Here is a 20,128-nt window from a genome sequence, read left to right as displayed (position 1 = left end):
TTTTTATAGGCAGGTTCCGAAAAGCCTTTGAGAGAGTAGGAGAACATGAGTTATAATATATGGCTATAAGTATAAATGATAGACAATTGATTACACAATTTATTACTAATACTCAGAATTTGAATGTTAATTTACCTACAAATGGTGGAGGGTGTGCTAATTTAGTTAGAGGAATTATAGAACAGGCAACAGGAAAAAGAATTTCAGTTAATCCTTTTGGAGCTTCTTTAGAAAGTATGATACAAAAAATAAATACCTATCATGATTTAGCTAAATGTAATAATGGAGATATATTATATTTTGTGCATCTTCCTAATGCTGCTGTAAATTTACATCAAACTATTCATTATGCAATTTTTTGTAATGTTAATAATGCTGGTGTACAGAAAAATGTTATTGGGATAAATGGATTAGCAGATCTTTCTTTTTCTCCCACAGCTTATCATGGTGTTGTAGCATCTGTAATATCTCCGGGTAATTTTAATGGAGTAGGGCAGGTGATATATGATACTGTAGCATTCCCTAATATTCTTGGTGAATTGTATGTTATTGATTATGAATTGATATAGGAATAAGTTTCTTCGTTATTTTATGGCGTACAGTAGTATAGAAATAGAAAAAAACTGAAAATTGAATAGTAAATTTGTTTGCTCCATGTTACGTTTATTACCGCTTGTAATCGGGCTTTGCGCAGACTTTATGTCCTGAAGGCTTTTTAGTACCCCTTCCATTTGGAAGATTTTGACAGCAGCGATGAAGGTGGTGGAGGATATATCCGGCTGGAGGCTTTTCAGTGTGTTCTCCGATGGCTGATATCCTCTCATCTTCAGTTCCAGAATGGTATTGAAAAGTCATCATTTCGCATAGCCTTCATGAAAGCCTCCTCTTGTTCGTTGGCAATGTCCGGATTTGGATCGTATGCAGTTGCTTGCCGAACAAGAACAGACTTTTTATTAATGTAATAGTGTCGCTATTCGTCTGTTTTTATCTTCTAGCTAAAGGCAGTAACAACCGTTCCACAAGTTCTTTCTTGTTCTCAACGGGCATCTTGTTTCTGCCTTTGGCAATGACTTCAGCAGCCAAATCGCTTTTACGCCCGGCAATGTATTTCTGTCGCTTTCCGTTTATGAAGGCCTCGATACGGAAATCATGCCGGGTGTTTTCGATGATGTTGATTTCTGATACCAAAAAGCCATCCTCTGTCTCGTAGGGTTCGACAATGGTGGGCAGGTAGTGTTTCATGGTTTTCCCTATGATCGGAGATACCAAACCGGAAAGATGCTCTTCGATGCGGTCTTTCCAATAGTCATCGATTTGATGATTGGTGGCATAATCGTAAAAATGGCTGATGGCAAGGCTGACTTCTTCGATTATCCTTTTCGCATTCTTTATTCCGTTCTGTTTGGCAAATTGCATCAGGTCATCTTCCGTGATGTCGTTATCTTTTCCTGCAATGCTCATGGAGTGTGCGTTTTCGTATGCCGCACCGTCCAAATTGGTGGTGAATGTCATGTCGTAGGCTGGGGTGATGTGCCATGTGCCGTTTCTTTCCATCAGGAAAGAGAAATTCTTGATGTGGTCATCCACATTGCCGCCCATGATATTGAATACCGTCCTACGGTAGAGTTCGGACTGTTCGCTTGCCGGGATGTTCAGTTTTCGGCAGACTTCAAACAAATCCTCATAGCTCGTTGCATCCGGATTCATGGCAGCAAGTGTCTGTGTATGTATCTTCTCTCCGTTTATCCTATCGTAACGCTCCGTCAGGAAGTGATGTTTTCCCTCAATTTGAATGAGTCGGGAAGGCATCATCGTAATCCCGGCTTCCTTTGCCATCTCATAATATACCATTTCCATTTGCGTGAACGGAAAATCGTCCCCTTCTGCAAACTTCAATATGTAGTAGGTATAGCCCTCCGGTAAAGGGACTTGGCCGGAACGTATATCATGTGTCGTTTCATTGATGGCGATGATGGCTTTCGGGTGCTGCCCTCCGGCTGATGTACCTATCTCATAGATACTTTGCAGTTGCAGTGCTTCGTCATCTTGCACGGATATTTCCTCCCGTTCCTCAAAGATACGGCGTGCCAGTTGGTATAAACTCTCTATCTGGAGAGTGGAAGAGGATTCCAATCCAGGAGTGGCCGGGATGAACTCAAAGGCTCCCATTCCCCGTTTCCCGATGAAAGACAGTTTATCTACCGGTGTGAGTTTGCGCTTGGGGATATGGTTTTGTGCCGCCCATTGGTCGAAGACCATGTTACCCCACCGATCAGGCAATGAATCTGCCAAAAACGGTGGGAGACCTTGATAAGTCTTTTCTTTGTTTCCGAGTATGGGCATACCCTTTGCCGCCGGTCCTTTGACAGAAGCGGTCAGTGGGGCGATTTCCACTCCTTTCTTGATGAAATCCGGATGATAGTTGAAGACGGCTCTTTTGTTTCTTTCGTCCCAATAGAGCTTTCCGACTTCTTCTCCCCATAACATAACACTCACAACATTATTTTCCATGTCTTATCCTTTTCGGCTTTTTATTCATTATTCGTTCCATTGTATAGGCTGAAACAGGTATTTCCGGCATCAGATCATCCATCTGTTCCAGACAGTCCACTACTCGTAACAGGGCAAGAAAGTTGCCCATATTGATGTTATAGGCCTTCCCGTTCTCAAACTGGCGTAAGGTGATAAGGCTGACACCGGCTTTCTCGGCAGCCTCTTTTTGGGTGAGCCTATAGGTTAGCCTGTATTCCTTAAATCGTCTGCCCAGTTCCACTATGATTTCCGGATTGGCCATGGCTTGGGTGATGTGATTCGTTGTCATTTTACAAAGGTAAATATATTAATTGTTAAATCAAAATATGATATATAACAATTAATATATTTACTGTTATATTGAATTGTGCGCGATGTAGTTTGTGTGCTAATCCCCCAATTCCATGCTACGTTTATTGCCGCCTGTAATCGGGCTTTGCGCGGGTTTTATGTCCTGAAGGCTTTTTAGCATCCCTTCCATTTGGAAGATTTTGGCGGCAGCGATGAAGGTGGTGGCGGATACATCCGGCTGGAGGCTTTTCAGTGTGTTCTCCGATGGCTGATATCCTCTCATCTTCAGTTTCAGAATGGTATTGAAGTCATCATTTCGCATAGCCTTCATGAAAGCCTGCTCTTGTTCGTTGGCAATGTCCGGCATATGGATCGTATGCAGTTGCTTGCCGAACAAGAGCAGGTTTTCTCCGATAAAATCGGCGTGTTCCGGCTTGACCCCGCAATCCTTGGCAGTCTCATGCCAATGCGATACGGTTTCCTGTATCTCTTCGATAATCTGTTTGTGTTTCCGGATACCCATGTTCTCACCTACCTTTTGCAGATCTTCCATCGTGAAATTGTCTTGTTTGCCGTTGAGTGACAGCTGGTGGCGGTTCGTCCATTTGCCGCCCGGTGTGTATGAGTAGCAGAGGTCGTATGCTGGGGCCAGTTTCCACTTCCCTTGTCTATCCATCAGGAAAGATAAGTTCTTGCTATGGTCGTCATGGTTCCGGCTCATGACGTTGAACACCATTCTTCGGTATAGTTCCTCCTGCTCTGGATAAGGGAGGTTCATCTGCCGCATGATACGGAATATCTCTTCGTATGAATGGCGTTGGTCACGGTCATAGTGGGCAAGCCCGGCCAATGTCTGTACATGGATCTTCTCTCCGTCTTCCATACGGTCAAAACGTCGTGTCATAAAGTGATATGACTCTTTTTCCTGAAGTAACCGGCATTCCATCATATCGATACCGCAGGCTTTTGCCATCCGGTGATAGGCATATTCGATATTTCCTATTCCTTGTGGATTGTCCGTTATCTGCGTGTGTTCGCTGTATTTGCCGCCATCAAATTTCAACAGCCAATACCCGAATCCTTCAGGAGCTTTTACCTGTCCGGAGCGTACCTCTCCGGTAATATCGTTGTAGGCGATGATGGCCTTGGGCTTGGCACCTCCGGCAGATGTTCCCACTTTCAGTATATCCAGAATGTTTCTTCCTTCCTGGCGCAGTTGGACCTGAAAAGCCATTCTGTCCGTGAATACGGATTTGGCAAGCTCAGTCAGTTCCTCGATATGGAGCACTGATGATTCGTTCATGCCGTTGATTGGCGAGGACGGCTCAAACTCCAGTGCGCCCATGCCACGTTTGCCTACATAGCAAAGCCTGTCTAAAGGGGTAATCTCTTCTCCGGACAATCCCTTGCTGGCAAACCATTCATTGATGATCTGGTTTCCGAAAGTGTCCGGCAGTGAATCGGCAAACAGGCCGGGCAACCCCTTGAAACAGTCGGTACGGTTTTCAAGGAACCGGTAGGGGGTGTTCCTGTACTGGCTGATGGGCATGATGATGGGAGAAATGTCAAGACCGGAGCGGATGAACTTCCGTTCATAGTCGAACAAGGCGGCATTGCTTTCCTTTTCCCAATAGAGAGAGCCTACGCTTTCTCCCCATAGCTTTACATCTACTATCAAATCATTCATGGTTATCTTGTTTTAAATGGCGTACACGGTAGCGTTTCTTTCCTTGCAGTTTTTTGAGCTCTATCGGGCTGACCCGGATTTCCGGTACCAGTTGCTCCAGGTTCTCCAGCAGGCCGAGCGAGCGGAGTACGCTGATGAACAACAGCAGCGATACCGATTTGCCCTTCTCGATGTTCGCAACGGTCAAGGGGCTTACACCGGAAGCCGTTGCCAGTTCTTCCTGCGTGATATGCTGCCTGATACGTGTCTCTTTGATGCGCTGGCCGATTCTCATCAGCACAGCTGGATTGCTCATTTCATTCCACATGGTTGTTCCTTTTTTGCAAATATACAAATAATCCATGTAAATATATAGATTAACTTGAATATATGATGTTAATCTATATGAATACAATGATTATAGTTGCTTTATCGGCTGTTTTTTTCTTTGAACTAGGATGAAAACTGACTAAAATCACAATGTGTTGTGAATATGAAAGAGCTAGGAAAGATGATTAAAGAGTGCAGGAAGAGTTTGAAGGTCAATCAGCTGGAACTTCTCCGAACTGGCGGGCGTGGGCATCAATACGCTGGTGGCCATCGAGCGTGGAGAAGGCAATCCTAAATTGGCTACTGCTTTCCATTGGAGTTGATTAAAGTGCGGAAAAATGTATAAGATTGCTTCTATTATCTGTTTATTTTAGTATATTTGTGCTTTAAATAAGTGCGGATAAATGTATTATACGCTGTTTTTACATGTATAAAAATGCTGTTTGTAGATGAAAAGATTTGTTTTGCAACAACTTATAGAATGGAAAAACCGTGAGGATAGAAAACCTCTGATTTTAAATGGTGCCCGACAAGTTGGGAAAACATGGCTGCTCCATGAGTTTGCCAAACTTGAATACAAAAAAGAGGCTTATGTGGTATGCCGTAAGAATAACCTTGCACGCCAGCTTTTTTCTCAGGATTTCAATGTTGACAGAATTTTACGGGGGCTGCGTGCGATGACTTCCGTTGACATTACTCCGGGTGATACGCTTATTATCCTTGATGAGATACAAGATATCCCGGAAGCACTGGAATCTTTGAAGTATTTTAAAGAGGAGGTTCCGGAGTATCATATAGCTGTGGCAGGTTCACTTTTGGGGATATCCCTTCATCAGGATGTGTCTTATCCCGTAGGGAAGGTAAATGTCATCAATATATTTCCTATGAACTTTGAAGAGTTTCTTGTCGCCAAGGGAGAAGAAGAAGCTTGTAAATTGCTTATGAGTGGGGATTTTGAAACGATAAGCCTCCTGCATGACAAATATACGGATCTCCTTCGGCAATATTATTATGTAGGTGGTATGCCGGAAGTTGTACTCAAATATGTAGAAACGGATTCCTTGCTGGAAGTCAGAAGAATACAGTCGGAGATTTTGCAAGGCTATGATCTTGACTTCTCAAAACATGCGCCCAAAGAACAGGTTCCGCGTGTCCGAATGGTATGGAACAGCATTCCTTCCCAATTATTTAAAGAAAACAAGAAATTCATTTACGGAGCTTTGCGAAAAGGTGCCAGAGCCAATGATTTTGAGATGGCCATTCAATGGCTTGTAAATGCCGGGTTGTTGTATAAAGTGCCTCGATGTACCAAACCGGAGCTTCCGCTTGATATTTATGAAGACCTGTCGGCTTTCAAACTCTATATGGTTGATTTGGGGCTTATGGGTGCTATGGTCAAGACAGATCCGGCCCAAGTCTTGATTAAAAACGACATATTTAAGGAATACAAGGGAGGAATGACTGAACAGTATGTATTGCAGCAGATGAAAAGTAAGGGCGTGTCACCGATTTATTACCATAACACAGACAATTCGCGTCTTGAGTTGGATTTTGTTATTCAACGTAATGCCCAAATGGTGCCGATAGAAGTGAAGGCCGAAGGGAATGTCCGGGCCAATTCGTTGACAGCATTACTGGGAAAAAGACCGGAATTGCATGCGGAGAGATTTTCTATGTTGCCTTATAAAGTACAGGGTAATCTTACAAATTTTCCGCTATATGCAATATAGGTGTATCCTTTTCCCATGCCGGTCATACCGTTAGAACTGATTGATAAGTATGATGCGTATGTTGGCCGGTATGTCTATCTTTGTGGCAATGAAAACAGAGAGAGGATTGATTTACGCCTTGTTTTCCGGGACGGAAAGGAGATTGGCACGGATGATCTGAATCTGTATTATAATTGATGTGACGGCTTGGATGTCCCCCGGATGAATGTTCGGGGGATTCTTTTTCTTTTGGGCGTTCCTGTGGGACGGTCGGGCTTTACGTTTCAAGTCCTCGCCTAAAGGCTGTGGGCTTTACTCTGCAATCCCTAACGCATGGCTGAAAACTCTTCTTGCCGGTGTTCTTCTTCTTCATACAGCCTCATGCGTTCTTGTAATGCTTCTTTTAAATTGTCGCTTTTTTTCAGTCCGAGTTTGGCACGTATGTTCGCTCGTTGGCTGGTTATGTTTCCGCTACTCCGATGTAATAATTCGCATATTTGGCTGACGGTCTTGTCTTGCAGTATTAAACGGCAGATGTTTAATTCGGACGGGGATAAATTGGGATATATTCTCCTGATTGTATCAAGTTTACTTTTTTCCTTTTTCTGGTATGCGGCAAGGGCTGTAAAAAGATTTTCTTTGGATTGTTCCCCTATTATGTTTAACAGGGAGCTTGTCTTTTCTTCCGGGTTATTCTCGCTTAACAACTCGGCGAACGCGAATAGTTCTTCCTTTTTCATTTGGAGACGTTTCAAAAGCATTTCCTCTTCCTCTTTTAGCAAGTTGCTACTTTTTAGCAAGCTGCTGATATTACTGTGTAAGGATCTTCCTAATAAGGGGATCATGGTGTATATGATGATGATCAAAGGCAGATAACTGTATAGGAACGGTTCGTCGGTGATAAGTGTGCAGATTGTATAGGAAGCTATGGTAAGGGAGGACAATAGGATGGAGATATTACTCATATAGGCACAGATGGAAAGCATGGTAAATAAGAGAGAGATAGTAATGTTACTCATTATCAATGCTCTTTGATAACTATATTCATATCCGCTACATATTGAGCAATAAATTATTTCGATAAAAATCTCGATATGTATGGCTATCAGTATAATGGAAAAGGTCGTGGTCAGATTTACTCTCTTTTTAAAATAAGCGAGAGTGCACATAATGATAAACAGGAATAATACGCTGTTAATATAATAAAACTGTTCATTGGGAAATGGAACTGAATATATGTATATGGGTGCGCATAAGACCAGCATGAGCAGGGATAGATGAAAGACTCGTTTTTGTTGATACGTTATTATCATTTCTCTTTCTTTTTTGTCGTAAGTTTGAGTTTTTATTGAACTTAGAAAAGAGGCGGCTTTTGTGCTGATTTTCATGTGTTTTATTGTTTTAAGTGTTATTAAGTATAATGTTTCCTGCAAAAATAACTGTTTTTTTTTTTTTTTTTTTGTATGTTTAAGTACTTTTCTTTATGATGTTAAGTGTTTTTAATTGTTGTGTAAGCGTGATTGGCTGCTGTGGTAAGTGTTGTAGCTGTTGTGTGGTTGTCTTTTTAAGTATTTATAAGTTTAAAATACTTGTTTTTTGCTTTGGAGGTTGGTTTATAAGTGCATATCTTTAGCGGTTGAAATTCAGGGGGTGTAAAAGCCTGGGTTTGGATTGTCATATTAACAAATGATTAAATGACGAAAAGATGTTTTTTTTATATTAAATGTGTATTGTTCGTGCTCGTGTTGAGTATAAGCGGAGAAATATCCGCTCAGGAGAAGCGTGATTCGGTAAGGATCTATTTTCATCAAGGAAAGGTAAATATAGATACATGTTTACTTGACAATGGGAACGAGATGGAGCGGTTTGCTAAAATCTGTTCCGCATTGAACGACTCCGTCCGTCTTATCAGGAAAATTCAAATAATAGGAGGAGCTTCCCCGGAAGGAGGGGGGCTGTTGAATGGAAGGCTGTCTGAAAAACGAGCAGAGGTTTTGTGGCGGTATATATCACCTTATATAAAGATTCCGGTATTGGAGAAGGATTTTCATTTTTCGGGAAGCGACTGGAACGGACTTATAACGATGGTGAGAGCGGATGTGAATGTTCCGGAGAGGGAGGATGTCCTTCGTTTGTTGGAGAAGATCGTCCGTTTGGAAAACCAGGACAGCCCTTATTTGGGGGGAGAACTGAAAAGACTGAAAGGGGGGAGGCCATACTCATATTTGTATAAATTCCATTTTCCGAAACTTCGTTCGTCGATGGTGAAAATATGCTATGATAGTGATCCGATAAATCCCGTCAGAGATACGGTATATATACATACACGTGATACGTTGTGCATCCGTGATACCGTTACCGTCATAGCTCCGGTAAAGAAACGGCCGTTTTGCATGGCGGTGAAAACAAACTTGCTTTATGACGCTGTTTTGATACCTGACATCGGGGTTGAGTTCTGTTTGGGGAAGAACTGGTCTGTGGCCGGGAATTGGATGTATGCCTGGTGGAAAAGTGATCGGAAGCATAATTATTGGCGTATCTATGGGGGAGATGTGGAGTTGCGCCGCTGGTTCGGTCGGAGAGCGGTGGAAAAACCGTTTTCCGGGCATCATGTCGGATTGTACGGGCAGATCGTCACCTATGATTTCGAATTGGGTGGGAAAGGTTACTTGGGGGATAAATGGAGTTACGGGGGAGGCGTGGCTTACGGCTACTCGTTACCTGTGGGACATCGGTTCAATGTGGATTTCACGTTGGGAATCGGCTACCTTGGAGGATCGTACAAGGAGTACATCCCTTTGGACGGTCACTATGTATGGCAGACCACTAAAAACCGCCGCTGGTTCGGCCCGACCAAGGCGGGTATCTCTTTGGTGTGGTTGATCGGGCGGGGGAATTATAGCCGGAAGAAAGGAGGCAGGCAGTGATACGGATACGCTTTAGTCTGGTGTTCATATTTTTATGGATAGGACTGACGGCTTGTGAGCATAAGGATTTATGTTACGATCATCCGCACTTTGCCACGGTGCGGGTAATATTCGACTGGACCAAGATTTCCAATCATGACAAGCCTGAAGGCATGAGGGTCGTATTTTATCCGACCGACGATGAAAGCAACACGTGGATATTTGATTTCCCCGGAGGAGAGGATGGGGAAGTGGAGCTTCCCGAGAATGATTACCGGGTAATTTGCTTCAACTACGATACCGACGGGATGGTTTGGAAAGAAAACGGCAGTTACACGCTTTTTACTGCCGATACGCGTGATGTGCAGTCGCCGGATAACCGGACAATGGCTGTCACCCCACCTTGGCTGTGTGGCGACCATATAGACGAAGTTATCCTCAAGGACATTCCGGGAGGAAGCGCGGAGATAGTACGGCTGACTCCCGTAAACATGGTATGTCACTACACGTATGAGGTGAACGGTCTTCGGGGACTGGATAGGGTGGCGGATTTGCGGGCCGCTCTTTCCGGCATGTCCGGCTCGCTTAACATGTCCGCCGACAGTTTGCCCGCCGGTCTTTCGGAGAGCCTGCTCTTTGATGGAATGGTTTCACGGAATCAGATTATAGGCGGATTCTATACGTTTGGACATTCCGCACTTGAAGGAGAGCCCAATGTTTTCCGGTTGTATCTCAAGAACCGTTCAGGCAGCATGTCTGTATTGGAACAGGACGTGAGCGGCCAAGTGCATGATGTCCCGGTAGTGGGGCATGTCGGTGATGTGCATCTGGTGTTGAATTTTGATTATGAGGTTCCATCCGAGCCGGGAAGTGACGGTGCGGGATTTGATGTGGACGTTGATGATTGGGATGATGTGAATATGGATATAGTGTTGTAATATGAGTTTATTAATTATATGTATCAATTTGATTTATTTTTATTTATGAAAAAAAGTACAGTAATGCTTTGGGCAATCTTTGGAGCTCTACTCATGGGTTGCTCAGACGAGGAGATTGCGAATGTGGAAACCTCCTCACGGAATGCGATTGGTTTTAACGTGTTAAGTAATGCGGCGGAAACGAGGGCTACCCCTACTACCAACACCAACTTGAAGAACACCGATTTCGACGTGTTCGCTTTTACGGCGGATGGTACTGCCTTCATGGGAAAGGTAGACACGGATTTTGGACATGACGGAGTGAATATCGTGTACAATAATGGTAAGTGGGATTATAAAAATGCGAGCGACCTTCGTTATTGGCCTACCGAGGCTTTGGACTTTTACGCATTCAATCCCGGAACGGTTGATGAAGCCATGCAGTGGAGTTATATGTGGGAAGCCACCAAGGATACTCAAAAGATAACTTATTCCTGCTCCGATGAGTATGGATCTGGTATCAATGCTCATGAAAACTACGACGTGATGTATGCCATAGCCAAAGGCCAGACAAAAGACAAGAACAACGGAGTAGTGAAATTTAACTTCAAGCATATTCTGTCACAGGTCGTATTCAAAGCAAAGACCGAATACGATAACATGCAGGTGAATATAAAGGACATCAAGATTTTTAATGTAAAAATGGGCGGCGTCTACACATTGCCTGCGACAGCCGATGGAACGGGAAGTTGGGCTGTGGGTGATTGGCCTGAAAGCTCTACAGGAGGAGGTTTTATTACCGTAGTGCAAGGCAAATTCATCGAGGTCAATAGTAATACCACAGCTACCGATATTTCCGAAAAAACTCCTATGCTGAATATACCACAGAAGCTGACAGCATGGAAAGTTTCCGAAGAAGCCACCAATACCAAGATAAAAGCCGACGGTGCGCATCAATGTTACCTGTCGATCACCTGCAAAATCCAGCAGTCCGGAGGTTATCTGTTGGGTTCAGCAGATAGTTACGGAACAATTTATGTTCCGTTCGGAGATACATGGGTAGCGGGCAAGCGTCATATCTACACGTTGATTTTCGGTGGTGGTTATACTGATCAGGGAGAGGCTGTGTTGAATCCGATCCAGTTTGATGCAGAGACAACAGGCTGGGTTGATGCAAATAGCAACGTAAACGTTAAACCTTAAACAAAAAGTTTATCAATATCGTACCCGTTGGCAGGTTAAACATACGCAAGATTAATCCCGCCAACGGGTTCTTTATAGGGAATCGCATTTTCAATATACTTTTTGATGTGTAGGGGTGCTTTTTGCGTACCTTTTTCCTGGAGAATTTCTTTTGTGGAGTGTTTGCCCTGTATATTCCCGATACGCTGTTATAGCAGGGAACTGTTTTTATCCAAGTAGTCAGATATAGCCTCTTGCAATACCGATTTTAGCGAATCGCCTTTGCGGATCGCGATCAGCTTTAAGTTCTGGTGATAGGTTTCGTCCATGACAAAATTACAATGCACGGTTTTCGCTTTCTTCGGCTTTTGAGCCTCTTTTTGCCCGGCCGTGGATTGGATCAGGCTGTCTAATCCCCCGGTCAGCCCGGCCGACATACTGTTTTTTAAATCGTTCTTCTTTGCCATATGGTTACTTTATTTCTGTTAGCAGTTCGTTACATACCTTTTCGTAGTCCTCTGCCCCGGCAGATTTGGGGGCATAGTGAAAAATATCCTGCCCTTGTGTCGGGGCTTCGGCCAGCGTAATGGCGTTGCGTATATGGGTGCTGAACACTTTGCCCTGGAATGTTTCCTGTACCAGTTCCGAAACGCTCTTGTTCAGGTTCTTTCTTCCGTCGTACTGGGTTATCAGAACCCCGGCTATCGAAAGATCCGAGTTCAAACGTTGCTGCACCTTGTGGACGACCTGCATAAGTTTGGCCATTCCACGCATTGCCAGGAATTGAGCCTGAACCGGGATAATCAACCGATCCGAGGCCGTCAGTGCGTTAAGCGTGAGCAGCGACAGCGAGGGGGGACAGTCGATCAGGATATAATCGAATTTCTCCTTTTGGCCCTTGATAAGGTGGGCTAAGATAAGCTCCCGTCCGGCCTCGTTGATTAACTCCGTTTCAACGGCCGAGAGATCCAGGCAGGAGGGAACGACGCTAAGGCCGTCCTTATGCTCGTAGATCGGCAGGTCGTATTCGCCTTTCATCGCACCGTAGATCGTTTGGGGAAGCTCCGCAGAGAAGCCCAGCGATTCGGTCAGGTTGGCCTGCCCGTCAAGGTCGATCAAAAGAACCTTGTACCCTTTTTGACGTAACGCACCGCCCAGGTTGATCGTGGTTGTGGTCTTTCCTACTCCCCCCTTGTGATTCAATACGGAGATTACTTTTGCTTTGCTCATAAATTCAGTTTTTTAAATGGTTGTCATGTCCGCAACATATAGTCAAAATACTAATATACTAAAAGACTAAAAGTAGTATTTTCGTTTTTTGCGTGTTTTTTGTACCGATCGGGGAAGCGTACCGAAATAAATCCTGTTTCCGTCTTTCGGTACGTTTTGTTTCTGTACCGGAATTAATCAAAGATTAGAATAACCATAAATGTTTTTATACGTTAATCATACGTATGTATATATGTATATATTTGTTTTGAGTATCTTTGTGTGCTATGAATAAAAAATAAAAGACATGAGCACTTATTCGTATAAAAATCCGAAGTTTATAAATTCCCCTAAAGGGGTGGTTGAAGTTGTAGAAGTGATTTATGACGGCAAAGATGATCCGGCCTATTCACTGGCTATTATTAAATGGGAAAATACCTATAAATTAGGTATTCGTTGGAACATCGCTTATAGTGAATGGGACGATTACCGCAAACAGAACGGGCAAGATGAATGTATAGGTAATCCACAGTCGAGAGGTATTCCCACCTGGTTTGTTTTGCCCGATGGTATGATGTTTAGTGAGAAGTTCAGCGGTGCGATGCAGAGGCTTGATGAATTAAGAAAAGGTAAATAAGTAATGGAACAGGGAGAAATCATATTATACCAGCCGGATGAAGCGGTCAGGTTGGAAGTGAGGCTGGAAGATGAAACCGTTTGGCTGACACAGGCGCAAATTGTGGATCTTTTTCAATCCAGCAAAGCAAATATAAGCGAGCATATAAAAAACATATATGATCAGAAAGAATTAGAGGAAAGTTCAACTGTTCGGGATTTCCGAACAGTTCGACAGGAAGGCAAACGGCAAGTGATGCGCAATCTGACTTATTACAATTTGGATGCGATCATATCCATTGGGTTTCGTGTCAATAGTAAAAGAGGTATTTTATTTAGGCAATGGGCGAATAAGGTTTTAAAGGACTATCTTTTAAAAGGGTATTCCATTAATAAACGTTTGTCAGAACTTGAAAGGACTGTCGCTCAACATACCGAGAAGATAGATTTTTTTGTGCGTACTGCCTTGCCCCCGGTCGAAGGCATTTTTTATAACGGCCAGATTTTCGATGCGTACAAGTTCGCTACCGATCTGGTAAAGTCGGCCAGGCGTTCGATCGTGCTTATCGACAACTATGTGGACGAAACGGTCTTGCTCATGTTGAGTAAACGCAGCGTCGGTGTCTCGGCCACCATTTACACCCAGCGTATCACGCAGCAACTCCAACTTGATCTTGACAGGCATAACAGCCAGTACCCACCTATCGACATCAGGACGTACCGGGACAGTCACGACCGTTTCCTGATCGTTGATGAAACGGACGTGTACCATATCGGAGCCTCGTTAAAGGATCTGGGGAAAAAGATGTTCGCTTTCTCAAAGCTGGATATTCCGGCGGCTGTGATTACTGACCTGTTATAATATCCTTTGTCTTATGAATGGGCTGTCGCAAAAGAAAAACCCGTTCTTGATGAACGGGTATATCCTTGACTTGGTTACGTGTTTTGATAACAGAGGCTTTACCAAGCATTACAATGCAAAGATAGTAATTATAGGTTAATTAGCGAATTTCTTTTTTGGATAGATCCGGAAATAATGCCTCCTTGAAAGAGGTGGATAAGGTGATTAAAACAATAGATAAGGAAGAACAAAAGCAAAAGGGATGAATGTGGTTATTTATTCACGTGTAAGCTCGCAGTCGGCCAGGCAATCGACCGAACGGCAGGTTGTCGATCTGGAGAGGTTCGCAGCCGGACGGGGGTACGAGGTGACGGCGGTCTTTGAGGAAAAGATAAGCGGACGAAAGGCCAATATCGAACGCCCGGTTTTAAGCCGTTGCCTGGAATACTGCACAGATCCGCAGAACCGGGTGGATATGTTGTTGCTGACCGAGATCTCACGCCTGGGGCGTTCAACCCTGGAGATCCTAAAGTCACTCGATACGCTGCACACGCATAAAATATGCGTGTATATTCAAAACCTGAACCTGGAAACGTTACGGCCGGACAAGACGGTAAACCCCTTGTCCTCTCTGATCACTACCCTGTTGGGGGAACTGGCCGCGATCGAACGCCAGGGGATCATCGACCGCCTTAATAGCGGACGGGAGTTGTACATCCAGAAAGGGGGCAGGCTGGGACGGAAGCCGGGAAGCCGGAAAACGGCCGAACAGAGGAAAGAGGAATACCGGGAGGCGATCGCCTTGTTAAAGAAAGGCTACTCGATCCGGAACGTGGCGAAGCTCACGGGAAAGGCCGTTTCGACGATACAACAAGTAAAAAAAGACTTCATTAGTAGCTGATTATCGGAACAAATATTGTATTTTTGCAACAAATACGAGTAAATGCACATAATTAAAAACGAGTATTTACACGTGTCTAAAAACGAGTATTTGCACGAAAATAATCAGAATCTAAATAAAAACGGTTATGGCAACAATGGCGGAGAAAATGGCGGCTTCACTGGAGGAATTAAGAAAGCTCCAGGAGAAAGACCGCTGTGTCGTCCTGCAAGGGACGGCCGAGATAGGGAGGACGCATTTAACCCGGCTGTTGGATAACGGCTGGTTGCAGGAAGCCTAATCCGAAGCCGTCTTTTGCGGCGGCATTTGAAAGACGTTCAAATGCACCGAATACTCGTTGTTGCTCATCTTCGGTCATGCCCGTACCGGTATCTTCAACGATAAGTTTCAGCAAACCGTTATCATAATCCGCTGCCAATGATACACTACCGTTATCCGTGAACTTGATGGCGTTTGACAACAAGTTGTTGCCGATTTGCAGGATACGTTCCTTGTCGGTCAAAACCACCGCATCGGTGTGGCTCTCCACTATCAAAGTCAGCCCCTTGTTCATGGCAATGGGCATGAACTCCGTTTCAAGAATATGCGTGATTGCGGAAATCCTGCAAGGGGAAAGGTTGGGTTGCTCCTTGCCGTTGTCCAGACGGAAGAAATCCAGCAGCGTGTTGAGCATCTCCCGCATACGCTCGGAAGATTGCCGGATATTATCCACATACATGGTGCTTTTATCCGCGCTACAACTTTTCTGCATCAGTCCGGCATAGCCTCATTTTGTCAATCGTATTTTTTCGTGGTAGAAGTAGTTTACGATGACAGGTTTGCCTTTTTCCGAGCGTCCGTATGGCAGATCGTTTATACGATACGGGAAGCCCTGCTCCTTGGCGTAATTTGAAATGTCCTGCTCCAATGCCTGCCAGTATTCAAGCCTTTTTTTATTGTAAATTTCCTCGTAAAGCGGTATGAGGTCAGGATACTTCTCACGGATATACGTCATTATCCCGCCTTTGAACTGCCCGCGTAAATTCAGGTTTTCAAGCCAGATTAAATCAGCATAATCTTTTACCTCCTCTATTATTGCCTTTACGTCTGTTATTCTGGGGAATATGGGCGAGACGAAGCATACGGTGCGGATACCTGCCTCGTATGTCTGACGCATCGCTTTCAGACGGCGTTCAATGCTTACGGCGTTGTCCATATCTGCGCAGAACTGCTCGTCGAGCGTATTGACAGACCATGACACAGTCACTTTGGGAAAACTCTTCAACAGGTCGAGATCGCGAAGGACAAGATCGGACTTTGTGCATATCATAATCTCGGCATCGCTTCCTCGCAGCTCTTCGAGCAGCCTTCGGGTACGGTGGAATTCTTCTTCATACGGATTGTAACCGTCCGTCACAGACCCTATTACAACACGTTCACCGTCGTATTTATGAGGATTCGTTATCGGCTTCCAGTTTTTTACATCTAAAAACGTACCCCACGGCTCGGTGTGCCCGGTGAACCGTTTCATGAACGATGCGTAGCAATACCTGCAGGCGTGGGGACACCCTACATAAGGGTTGACCGAATATCCTCCCACCGGCAGAGAGGATTTGGTCATTACACTCTTTACATCTATTTCCTTTATTGTATCCATATTCATTGTATTCGTCTGGTAAATTGTTCCGGCAATTCCTGAATCATTCTTTCGTCGCCCATAATCGGCAGCAAATCCTCTTTCATGAACACCGGTATGCCATGAGCCTTTGCCTGTTCTGCAATGCTAAGCACCCATTCGGGGCGCGAATATGACTTTCCTTTTCGGTTTCCGGTCTCTGTGCCTATGACAATCCAGTCAATTCCCTCGAAATCAATCTCGCCGATATCATCGAAGAGAGGTTCAAACGTGACATGGTAGTGTCGTGCTTTGATATTCTTTTTCAAATCATCAATCCTCCTTTTCTCGGAACTGCGCGTAACGGTCACGCCCATCCATACGTTCTCGTCGTCAGAGGAGAAACTGATTTTGTCAGGGCGCTTCGTCAGAAAGATATAGGCGTGCTGGGGATTGCTGCTGATCCGCTCGAAAATTTCTGCGTTCCATTCAGGCTTCCAATCGGAGAAATCGCTCATTCCTGTCATGAGCCACACATGAGGACGGGACGTATCGATGATGCGCAGTTTTCGTTCCATGTATTCAGGCACGGAAAAGTCGTCGGTAATGTGGAAACGGCGGCAGTTGTTACGGGCATAGCAGTAAGGGCATCCTATAGTGCACCCTACCACTATGTTCATGTTTTTTATCAGGGATTTAATGCAGACACTCATAACACAACTGTTTCTCCGTCCTCCGGGATAATCAGCCGGCTCATGTCGGCTTCGTGATGCGTTGCCTCATTGCGCAGAATTGCACGGGTGGTCTGGCAATGGTCGATGGCATCCATGTGTACGGCTATCAGCTTGATATGCGAAGGCAATTCGTCAAGTATCTGCATCACTTCGTTCTCGTCGGGGATGATAGGACCGTCCGTTTTGGAAAATTCGGGAAAGATTGCACCTCCGGAGTTTACCACGATATAGTCAGGATTGAACCGTTCCACGGTGTCTCGGATACATGCTTCCCATCGGCAGTCACCCATTATATAAACGGTCGGGAAGCCCTCGGCTTTTAGCACATAACCTGATACAGGTCCCATCATCTGCCCGATCTGCCCGAAACCATGATGTCCGGTCGTGCGGTAAATGGATATGCCGTCTATTGTTTTTATTTCTTCGATGGGTATCACATTTGTAAATCCGTCGTTTCTGATGGCGTCCGCGTCCTGGGGCTGAACGTAGAAAGGAATTTCTTTGGGCAAATGTGTGGGGACACTCGGCTCGTAATGGTCGATGTGATTGTGGGTCAGGAGCACCATGTCCACGCCTCCGATAATATCCTGAATAGGAATGGTGAGGTGTACCCTCGGTGTTTTATTCACACCGAGGGCCGATATCAAAGTGCCTTTGTCGGCTAAAACGGGGTCAATTAGCATGGTGTGTCCCGCATACCTGATTTTCAAGGTGGCATTGCGCACCAATTGTACTGTAGATGTCTTTTTCATGACTATATGTCTTGTTATTGATTACGGGTGCAAAGTTCGGAAGAATCCGGCGAAACATCTATGCCTGAAAAAACGGTAATTATGCCATTTTGATAAATGAAATTATTATCTTTGCAAAAACGACAAGGATATGGACGAGATAATCAACCCTGATCGACTGGTCAGCGTACCGTTCAACAAGACACGCTGCGGCGTGGATTTTTACATCAATACTGCCATAAACAAGGACATCGGACTTGTGCTGACAGAAAACAAGCGGTTTAAGACAGACTTCTTCAGCTTCTACTTTTTCCGTAAGGCAAACGGATATTTGCTACTGAACTTCCGCAAGATTGAACTGCGCGACGGCATGGTTCTCCTGCTTTCACCCCATCAGCAACAAGAGTGGCATGTAGATGAGACGGCGTTGGATTACACGTTCCTTATATTCCGCGAAGATTTCATGCGTACTTTTATCGCCGACAAGTTCTTCGTTTTTCGCCTTTTGTATTGTTACCAGACAGATACGCCGCCTTACATCAATGCCACACATGACGAAATGAAGGAATATATGCGGCTGCTCGGAAAGATTAAGTATGAGCTGATGAATCCAGTGTCCGATACGTACAATATCATTGTTTCCTTACTATATTATCTTTTGCTGATTATCAATCGTACATACGCTGCCGCCTATTGCTTGCCCGCTGAAATTGCTAAAAACAATTTCGCTTTTCGGTTCAAGGACTTGTTGGAACAGAATATCCGCACCCACCAGCGGGTGCAGGAATATGCAGACATGCTTCATGTCAGTCGCATCACACTCAATAACTCAGTAAAAGCCCAATTCGGAGTATCAGCTACCCATTTGATAAAACAACGTCTGCTTGAGGAACTGAAGAACGAATTGCTATTCTCCAACCGCACTGTCAGTGAAATGGCGGATGATTTCAATTTCTCTGATCCGAGCCATCTCATGCGCTTCTTCAAACAGCAAACAGGCAAAACATTTACTCAGTACATGACGGATTACAATAAAGGCATATACGAATAACTTCTTAATATAGTCGATAGCGGCTATCGAAATATGGTTGTTGATGTTCAGGCGTTTTTGTACTGCATGAACCATTTTACGATTTCTGGATCTTCGTGCGAGCCGAGTAAGAAAGGCTTGTCGGTATCCAGCGTCTTTATCCGTGCCATGTCGTCGGCCGACAGGGTGAAGTCTAATATGTCGAGATTCTGCTTCATGCGTTCCGGTTTCACAGACTTAGGAATAATTATGCACACTGATATTTATCGCGCCCGGACAGGTGTTCGGTGCGGAAGATGACGGCATGCAGTTCCAACCAGATGGCTACCTGCTTATGTTCCATCCCGACCTGCTGCGGAATACACCTCTCGGGCGGATAATGCGTGAATATTCGTTCTTTTCCTACGAGACAAACGAGGCATTGCACCTTAGTGTGGAAGAACGGCAAATCATCATGGATTGCTTCCACAAGATTCAATATGAATTGAACCATCCGATACACCGTCACAGCAAGAACCTCATCACAGACAGCATCAAGACGTTCCTTGATTACTGCACACGTTTCTATGACCGTCAGTTCATCACACGCGACAACCAAAACCGAGACATCCTCGCAAGATTTGAGCGGTTGCTTGACGAATACTTCCATGATGGGGCTGCTAAACGGATAGGCTTGCCCACTGTACAGTATTGTGCAGACAAGCTCTGCCTCTCGCCCAACTATTTCAGTGATTTATTGAAAAAAGAAACAGGTTCAACCGCCCTGCATTTCATTCATGACAAGTCTATTGAAATAGCCAAGACGGAACTTGCATCTACAGACGACACCGTTAATGAAATCGCCTATAATCTCGGTTTTCAGTACCCGCAACATTTTACCCGACTGTTCAAGAAAGAGGTAGGTTACACTCCGAATGAATATAGAGCGCAAGTGTCGTGA

The 20,128-nt window shown here is 44.6% G+C and carries 22 protein-coding genes and 2 pseudogenes; 12 read left to right on the top strand and 12 right to left on the bottom strand.

The window, feature by feature from the left end:
* Positions 1-59 precede the first annotated feature (59 nt).
* Positions 60-569 carry a hypothetical protein gene (locus K6V26_RS00625; RefSeq protein ID WP_007569216.1) on the top strand — a complete coding sequence of 170 codons (510 nt, stop codon included), beginning with the start codon at positions 60-62 and terminating at the stop codon, positions 567-569.
* A 415-nt stretch (positions 570-984) separates the two neighbouring features.
* Here the strand turns inward: K6V26_RS00625 and K6V26_RS00620 are convergent, their stop codons facing one another.
* The 4 genes from K6V26_RS00620 to K6V26_RS00605 all read right to left on the bottom strand — a co-directional run bounded on the left by K6V26_RS00620 (position 985) and on the right by K6V26_RS00605 (position 4,853).
* Complete coding sequence (locus K6V26_RS00620; RefSeq protein WP_005868817.1) at positions 985-2,511, bottom strand: type II toxin-antitoxin system HipA family toxin; 1,527 nt, start codon at positions 2,509-2,511, stop codon at positions 985-987.
* Positions 2,501-2,821 (bottom strand): helix-turn-helix domain-containing protein, encoded by a 321-nt coding sequence (locus tag K6V26_RS00615; protein ID WP_005868815.1) that lies wholly within the window; start codon positions 2,819-2,821, stop codon positions 2,501-2,503. Before K6V26_RS00615 ends, K6V26_RS00620 begins: the two co-directional genes overlap by 11 nt.
* Before the next feature lie 99 nt (positions 2,822-2,920).
* Positions 2,921-4,510 (bottom strand): type II toxin-antitoxin system HipA family toxin, encoded by a 1,590-nt coding sequence (locus tag K6V26_RS00610; protein ID WP_005868813.1) that lies wholly within the window; start codon positions 4,508-4,510, stop codon positions 2,921-2,923.
* On the bottom strand, positions 4,503-4,853 hold the full coding sequence (locus K6V26_RS00605) for a helix-turn-helix transcriptional regulator (RefSeq protein WP_005868812.1): 351 nt from the start codon (positions 4,851-4,853) through the stop codon (positions 4,503-4,505). The genes K6V26_RS00610 and K6V26_RS00605 overlap by 8 nt, the downstream gene beginning before the upstream one ends.
* A gap of 129 nt (positions 4,854-4,982) precedes the next feature.
* On the opposite strand from K6V26_RS00605, the pseudogene K6V26_RS00600 reads away from it, so the two are divergent.
* Together K6V26_RS00600 and K6V26_RS00595 are read left to right on the top strand one after the other, a co-directional pair.
* A pseudogene (locus K6V26_RS00600) lies at positions 4,983-5,142 on the top strand (helix-turn-helix domain-containing protein).
* Positions 5,143-5,268: 126 nt separating this feature from the next.
* A complete protein-coding gene (locus tag K6V26_RS00595) occupies positions 5,269-6,549 on the top strand; it encodes an ATP-binding protein (protein ID WP_005868811.1) in 1,281 nt (426 codons plus the stop codon).
* Between the two features lie 305 nt (positions 6,550-6,854).
* Here K6V26_RS00595 and K6V26_RS00590 read toward each other — a convergent pair whose 3' ends face one another.
* A complete protein-coding gene (locus tag K6V26_RS00590; RefSeq protein WP_005868810.1) occupies positions 6,855-7,916 on the bottom strand; it encodes a helix-turn-helix domain-containing protein in 1,062 nt (353 codons plus the stop codon).
* A 306-nt stretch (positions 7,917-8,222) separates the two neighbouring features.
* On the opposite strand from K6V26_RS00590, the gene K6V26_RS00585 reads away from it, so the two are divergent.
* The 3 genes from K6V26_RS00585 to K6V26_RS00575 are packed head-to-tail and all read left to right on the top strand — an operon-like array spanning position 8,223 to position 11,554.
* Positions 8,223-9,455 (top strand): DUF3575 domain-containing protein, encoded by a 1,233-nt coding sequence (locus tag K6V26_RS00585; RefSeq protein WP_005868809.1) that lies wholly within the window; start codon positions 8,223-8,225, stop codon positions 9,453-9,455.
* Positions 9,452-10,372 (top strand): DUF5119 domain-containing protein, encoded by a 921-nt coding sequence (locus tag K6V26_RS00580; RefSeq protein ID WP_005868808.1) that lies wholly within the window; start codon positions 9,452-9,454, stop codon positions 10,370-10,372. The genes K6V26_RS00585 and K6V26_RS00580 overlap by 4 nt, the downstream gene beginning before the upstream one ends.
* Positions 10,373-10,417: 45 nt before the next feature.
* Entirely contained in the window at positions 10,418-11,554 is a 1,137-nt protein-coding gene (locus tag K6V26_RS00575; RefSeq protein WP_171030154.1) for a fimbrillin family protein, read from the top strand.
* Between the two features lie 188 nt (positions 11,555-11,742).
* On the opposite strand, the gene K6V26_RS00570 is transcribed toward K6V26_RS00575, so the two are convergent.
* Positions 11,743-12,000 carry a hypothetical protein gene (locus tag K6V26_RS00570; RefSeq protein ID WP_005648607.1) on the bottom strand — a complete coding sequence of 86 codons (258 nt, stop codon included), beginning with the start codon at positions 11,998-12,000 and terminating at the stop codon, positions 11,743-11,745.
* 4 nt (positions 12,001-12,004) lie between these two features.
* Complete coding sequence (locus K6V26_RS00565; RefSeq protein WP_005868802.1) at positions 12,005-12,763, bottom strand: ParA family protein; 759 nt, start codon at positions 12,761-12,763, stop codon at positions 12,005-12,007.
* A 286-nt stretch (positions 12,764-13,049) separates the two neighbouring features.
* Here K6V26_RS00565 and K6V26_RS00560 point away from each other — a divergent pair, with 286 nt between their 5' ends.
* From K6V26_RS00560 to K6V26_RS00545, 4 genes are all read left to right on the top strand, one after another.
* Positions 13,050-13,379 (top strand): hypothetical protein, encoded by a 330-nt coding sequence (locus K6V26_RS00560; protein WP_224263211.1) that lies wholly within the window; start codon positions 13,050-13,052, stop codon positions 13,377-13,379.
* A gap of 3 nt (positions 13,380-13,382) precedes the next feature.
* Positions 13,383-14,219, top strand: a complete 837-nt coding sequence (locus tag K6V26_RS00555; RefSeq protein ID WP_005868798.1) for a virulence RhuM family protein — start codon at positions 13,383-13,385, stop codon at positions 14,217-14,219.
* A 241-nt stretch (positions 14,220-14,460) separates the two neighbouring features.
* The gene (locus K6V26_RS00550) at positions 14,461-15,099 is read left to right on the top strand and encodes a recombinase family protein (RefSeq protein ID WP_007564634.1); all 639 of its coding nucleotides are present in this window, start codon (positions 14,461-14,463) and stop codon (positions 15,097-15,099) included.
* A gap of 127 nt (positions 15,100-15,226) precedes the next feature.
* Positions 15,227-15,379 carry a hypothetical protein gene (locus K6V26_RS00545; RefSeq protein ID WP_005868795.1) on the top strand — a complete coding sequence of 51 codons (153 nt, stop codon included), beginning with the start codon at positions 15,227-15,229 and terminating at the stop codon, positions 15,377-15,379.
* Here K6V26_RS00545 and K6V26_RS00540 read toward each other — a convergent pair.
* From K6V26_RS00540 to K6V26_RS00525, 4 genes and pseudogenes are all read right to left on the bottom strand, one after another.
* Positions 15,374-15,865 (bottom strand): annotated as a pseudogene (locus tag K6V26_RS00540) (sensor histidine kinase); the annotation flags it as partial. The gene K6V26_RS00545 and the pseudogene K6V26_RS00540 sit on opposite strands and share 6 nt — an antisense overlap.
* Positions 15,866-16,741 carry a radical SAM mobile pair protein B gene (locus K6V26_RS00535; protein WP_004329298.1) on the bottom strand — a complete coding sequence of 292 codons (876 nt, stop codon included), beginning with the start codon at positions 16,739-16,741 and terminating at the stop codon, positions 15,866-15,868. It abuts the pseudogene before it with no gap.
* Entirely contained in the window at positions 16,738-17,406 is a 669-nt protein-coding gene (locus K6V26_RS00530) for a radical SAM mobile pair protein A (protein WP_004329299.1), read from the bottom strand. Before K6V26_RS00530 ends, K6V26_RS00535 begins: the two co-directional genes overlap by 4 nt.
* Positions 17,403-18,179, bottom strand: coding sequence for an MBL fold metallo-hydrolase (locus K6V26_RS00525; RefSeq protein ID WP_004329300.1), 777 nt, complete (start codon positions 18,177-18,179; stop codon positions 17,403-17,405). Before K6V26_RS00525 ends, K6V26_RS00530 begins: the two co-directional genes overlap by 4 nt.
* Before the next feature lie 130 nt (positions 18,180-18,309).
* Between K6V26_RS00525 and K6V26_RS00520 the strand changes: the two genes are divergently transcribed.
* The gene (locus tag K6V26_RS00520) at positions 18,310-19,209 is read left to right on the top strand and encodes a helix-turn-helix domain-containing protein (RefSeq protein WP_004329302.1); all 900 of its coding nucleotides are present in this window, start codon (positions 18,310-18,312) and stop codon (positions 19,207-19,209) included.
* 47 nt (positions 19,210-19,256) lie between these two features.
* Here K6V26_RS00520 and K6V26_RS00515 read toward each other — a convergent pair whose 3' ends face one another.
* Positions 19,257-19,445, bottom strand: coding sequence for a hypothetical protein (locus tag K6V26_RS00515; RefSeq protein WP_005775886.1), 189 nt, complete (start codon positions 19,443-19,445; stop codon positions 19,257-19,259).
* A gap of 23 nt (positions 19,446-19,468) precedes the next feature.
* On the opposite strand from K6V26_RS00515, the gene K6V26_RS00510 reads away from it, so the two are divergent.
* Positions 19,469-20,128, top strand: a complete 660-nt coding sequence (locus K6V26_RS00510; protein WP_004329304.1) for a helix-turn-helix domain-containing protein — start codon at positions 19,469-19,471, stop codon at positions 20,126-20,128.

This window comes from Parabacteroides goldsteinii (assembly GCF_020091425.1).
Lineage (GTDB): Bacteria > Bacteroidota > Bacteroidia > Bacteroidales > Tannerellaceae > Parabacteroides > Parabacteroides goldsteinii.
This window is presented reverse-complemented; position numbering and strand designations above follow the sequence as displayed.

Coding starts and splice junctions, on each gene's coding strand:
- K6V26_RS00625 (WP_007569216.1), top strand. CDS start 60: ATGGCTATAAGTATAAATGATAGACAATTGATTACACAATTTATTACT.
- K6V26_RS00620 (WP_005868817.1), bottom strand. CDS start 2,511: ATGGAAAATAATGTTGTGAGTGTTATGTTATGGGGAGAAGAAGTCGGA.
- K6V26_RS00615 (WP_005868815.1), bottom strand. CDS start 2,821: ATGACAACGAATCACATCACCCAAGCCATGGCCAATCCGGAAATCATA.
- K6V26_RS00610 (WP_005868813.1), bottom strand. CDS start 4,510: ATGAATGATTTGATAGTAGATGTAAAGCTATGGGGAGAAAGCGTAGGC.
- K6V26_RS00605 (WP_005868812.1), bottom strand. CDS start 4,853: ATGGATTATTTGTATATTTGCAAAAAAGGAACAACCATGTGGAATGAA.
- K6V26_RS00595 (WP_005868811.1), top strand. CDS start 5,269: ATGAAAAGATTTGTTTTGCAACAACTTATAGAATGGAAAAACCGTGAG.
- K6V26_RS00590 (WP_005868810.1), bottom strand. CDS start 7,916: ATGAAAATCAGCACAAAAGCCGCCTCTTTTCTAAGTTCAATAAAAACT.
- K6V26_RS00585 (WP_005868809.1), top strand. CDS start 8,223: ATGACGAAAAGATGTTTTTTTTATATTAAATGTGTATTGTTCGTGCTC.
- K6V26_RS00575 (WP_171030154.1), top strand. CDS start 10,418: ATGAAAAAAAGTACAGTAATGCTTTGGGCAATCTTTGGAGCTCTACTC.
- K6V26_RS00570 (WP_005648607.1), bottom strand. CDS start 12,000: ATGGCAAAGAAGAACGATTTAAAAAACAGTATGTCGGCCGGGCTGACC.
- K6V26_RS00565 (WP_005868802.1), bottom strand. CDS start 12,763: ATGAGCAAAGCAAAAGTAATCTCCGTATTGAATCACAAGGGGGGAGTA.
- K6V26_RS00560 (WP_224263211.1), top strand. CDS start 13,050: ATGAGCACTTATTCGTATAAAAATCCGAAGTTTATAAATTCCCCTAAA.
- K6V26_RS00555 (WP_005868798.1), top strand. CDS start 13,383: ATGGAACAGGGAGAAATCATATTATACCAGCCGGATGAAGCGGTCAGG.
- K6V26_RS00550 (WP_007564634.1), top strand. CDS start 14,461: ATGAATGTGGTTATTTATTCACGTGTAAGCTCGCAGTCGGCCAGGCAA.
- K6V26_RS00545 (WP_005868795.1), top strand. CDS start 15,227: ATGGCAACAATGGCGGAGAAAATGGCGGCTTCACTGGAGGAATTAAGA.
- K6V26_RS00535 (WP_004329298.1), bottom strand. CDS start 16,741: ATGAATATGGATACAATAAAGGAAATAGATGTAAAGAGTGTAATGACC.
- K6V26_RS00530 (WP_004329299.1), bottom strand. CDS start 17,406: ATGAGTGTCTGCATTAAATCCCTGATAAAAAACATGAACATAGTGGTA.
- K6V26_RS00525 (WP_004329300.1), bottom strand. CDS start 18,179: ATGAAAAAGACATCTACAGTACAATTGGTGCGCAATGCCACCTTGAAA.
- K6V26_RS00520 (WP_004329302.1), top strand. CDS start 18,310: ATGGACGAGATAATCAACCCTGATCGACTGGTCAGCGTACCGTTCAAC.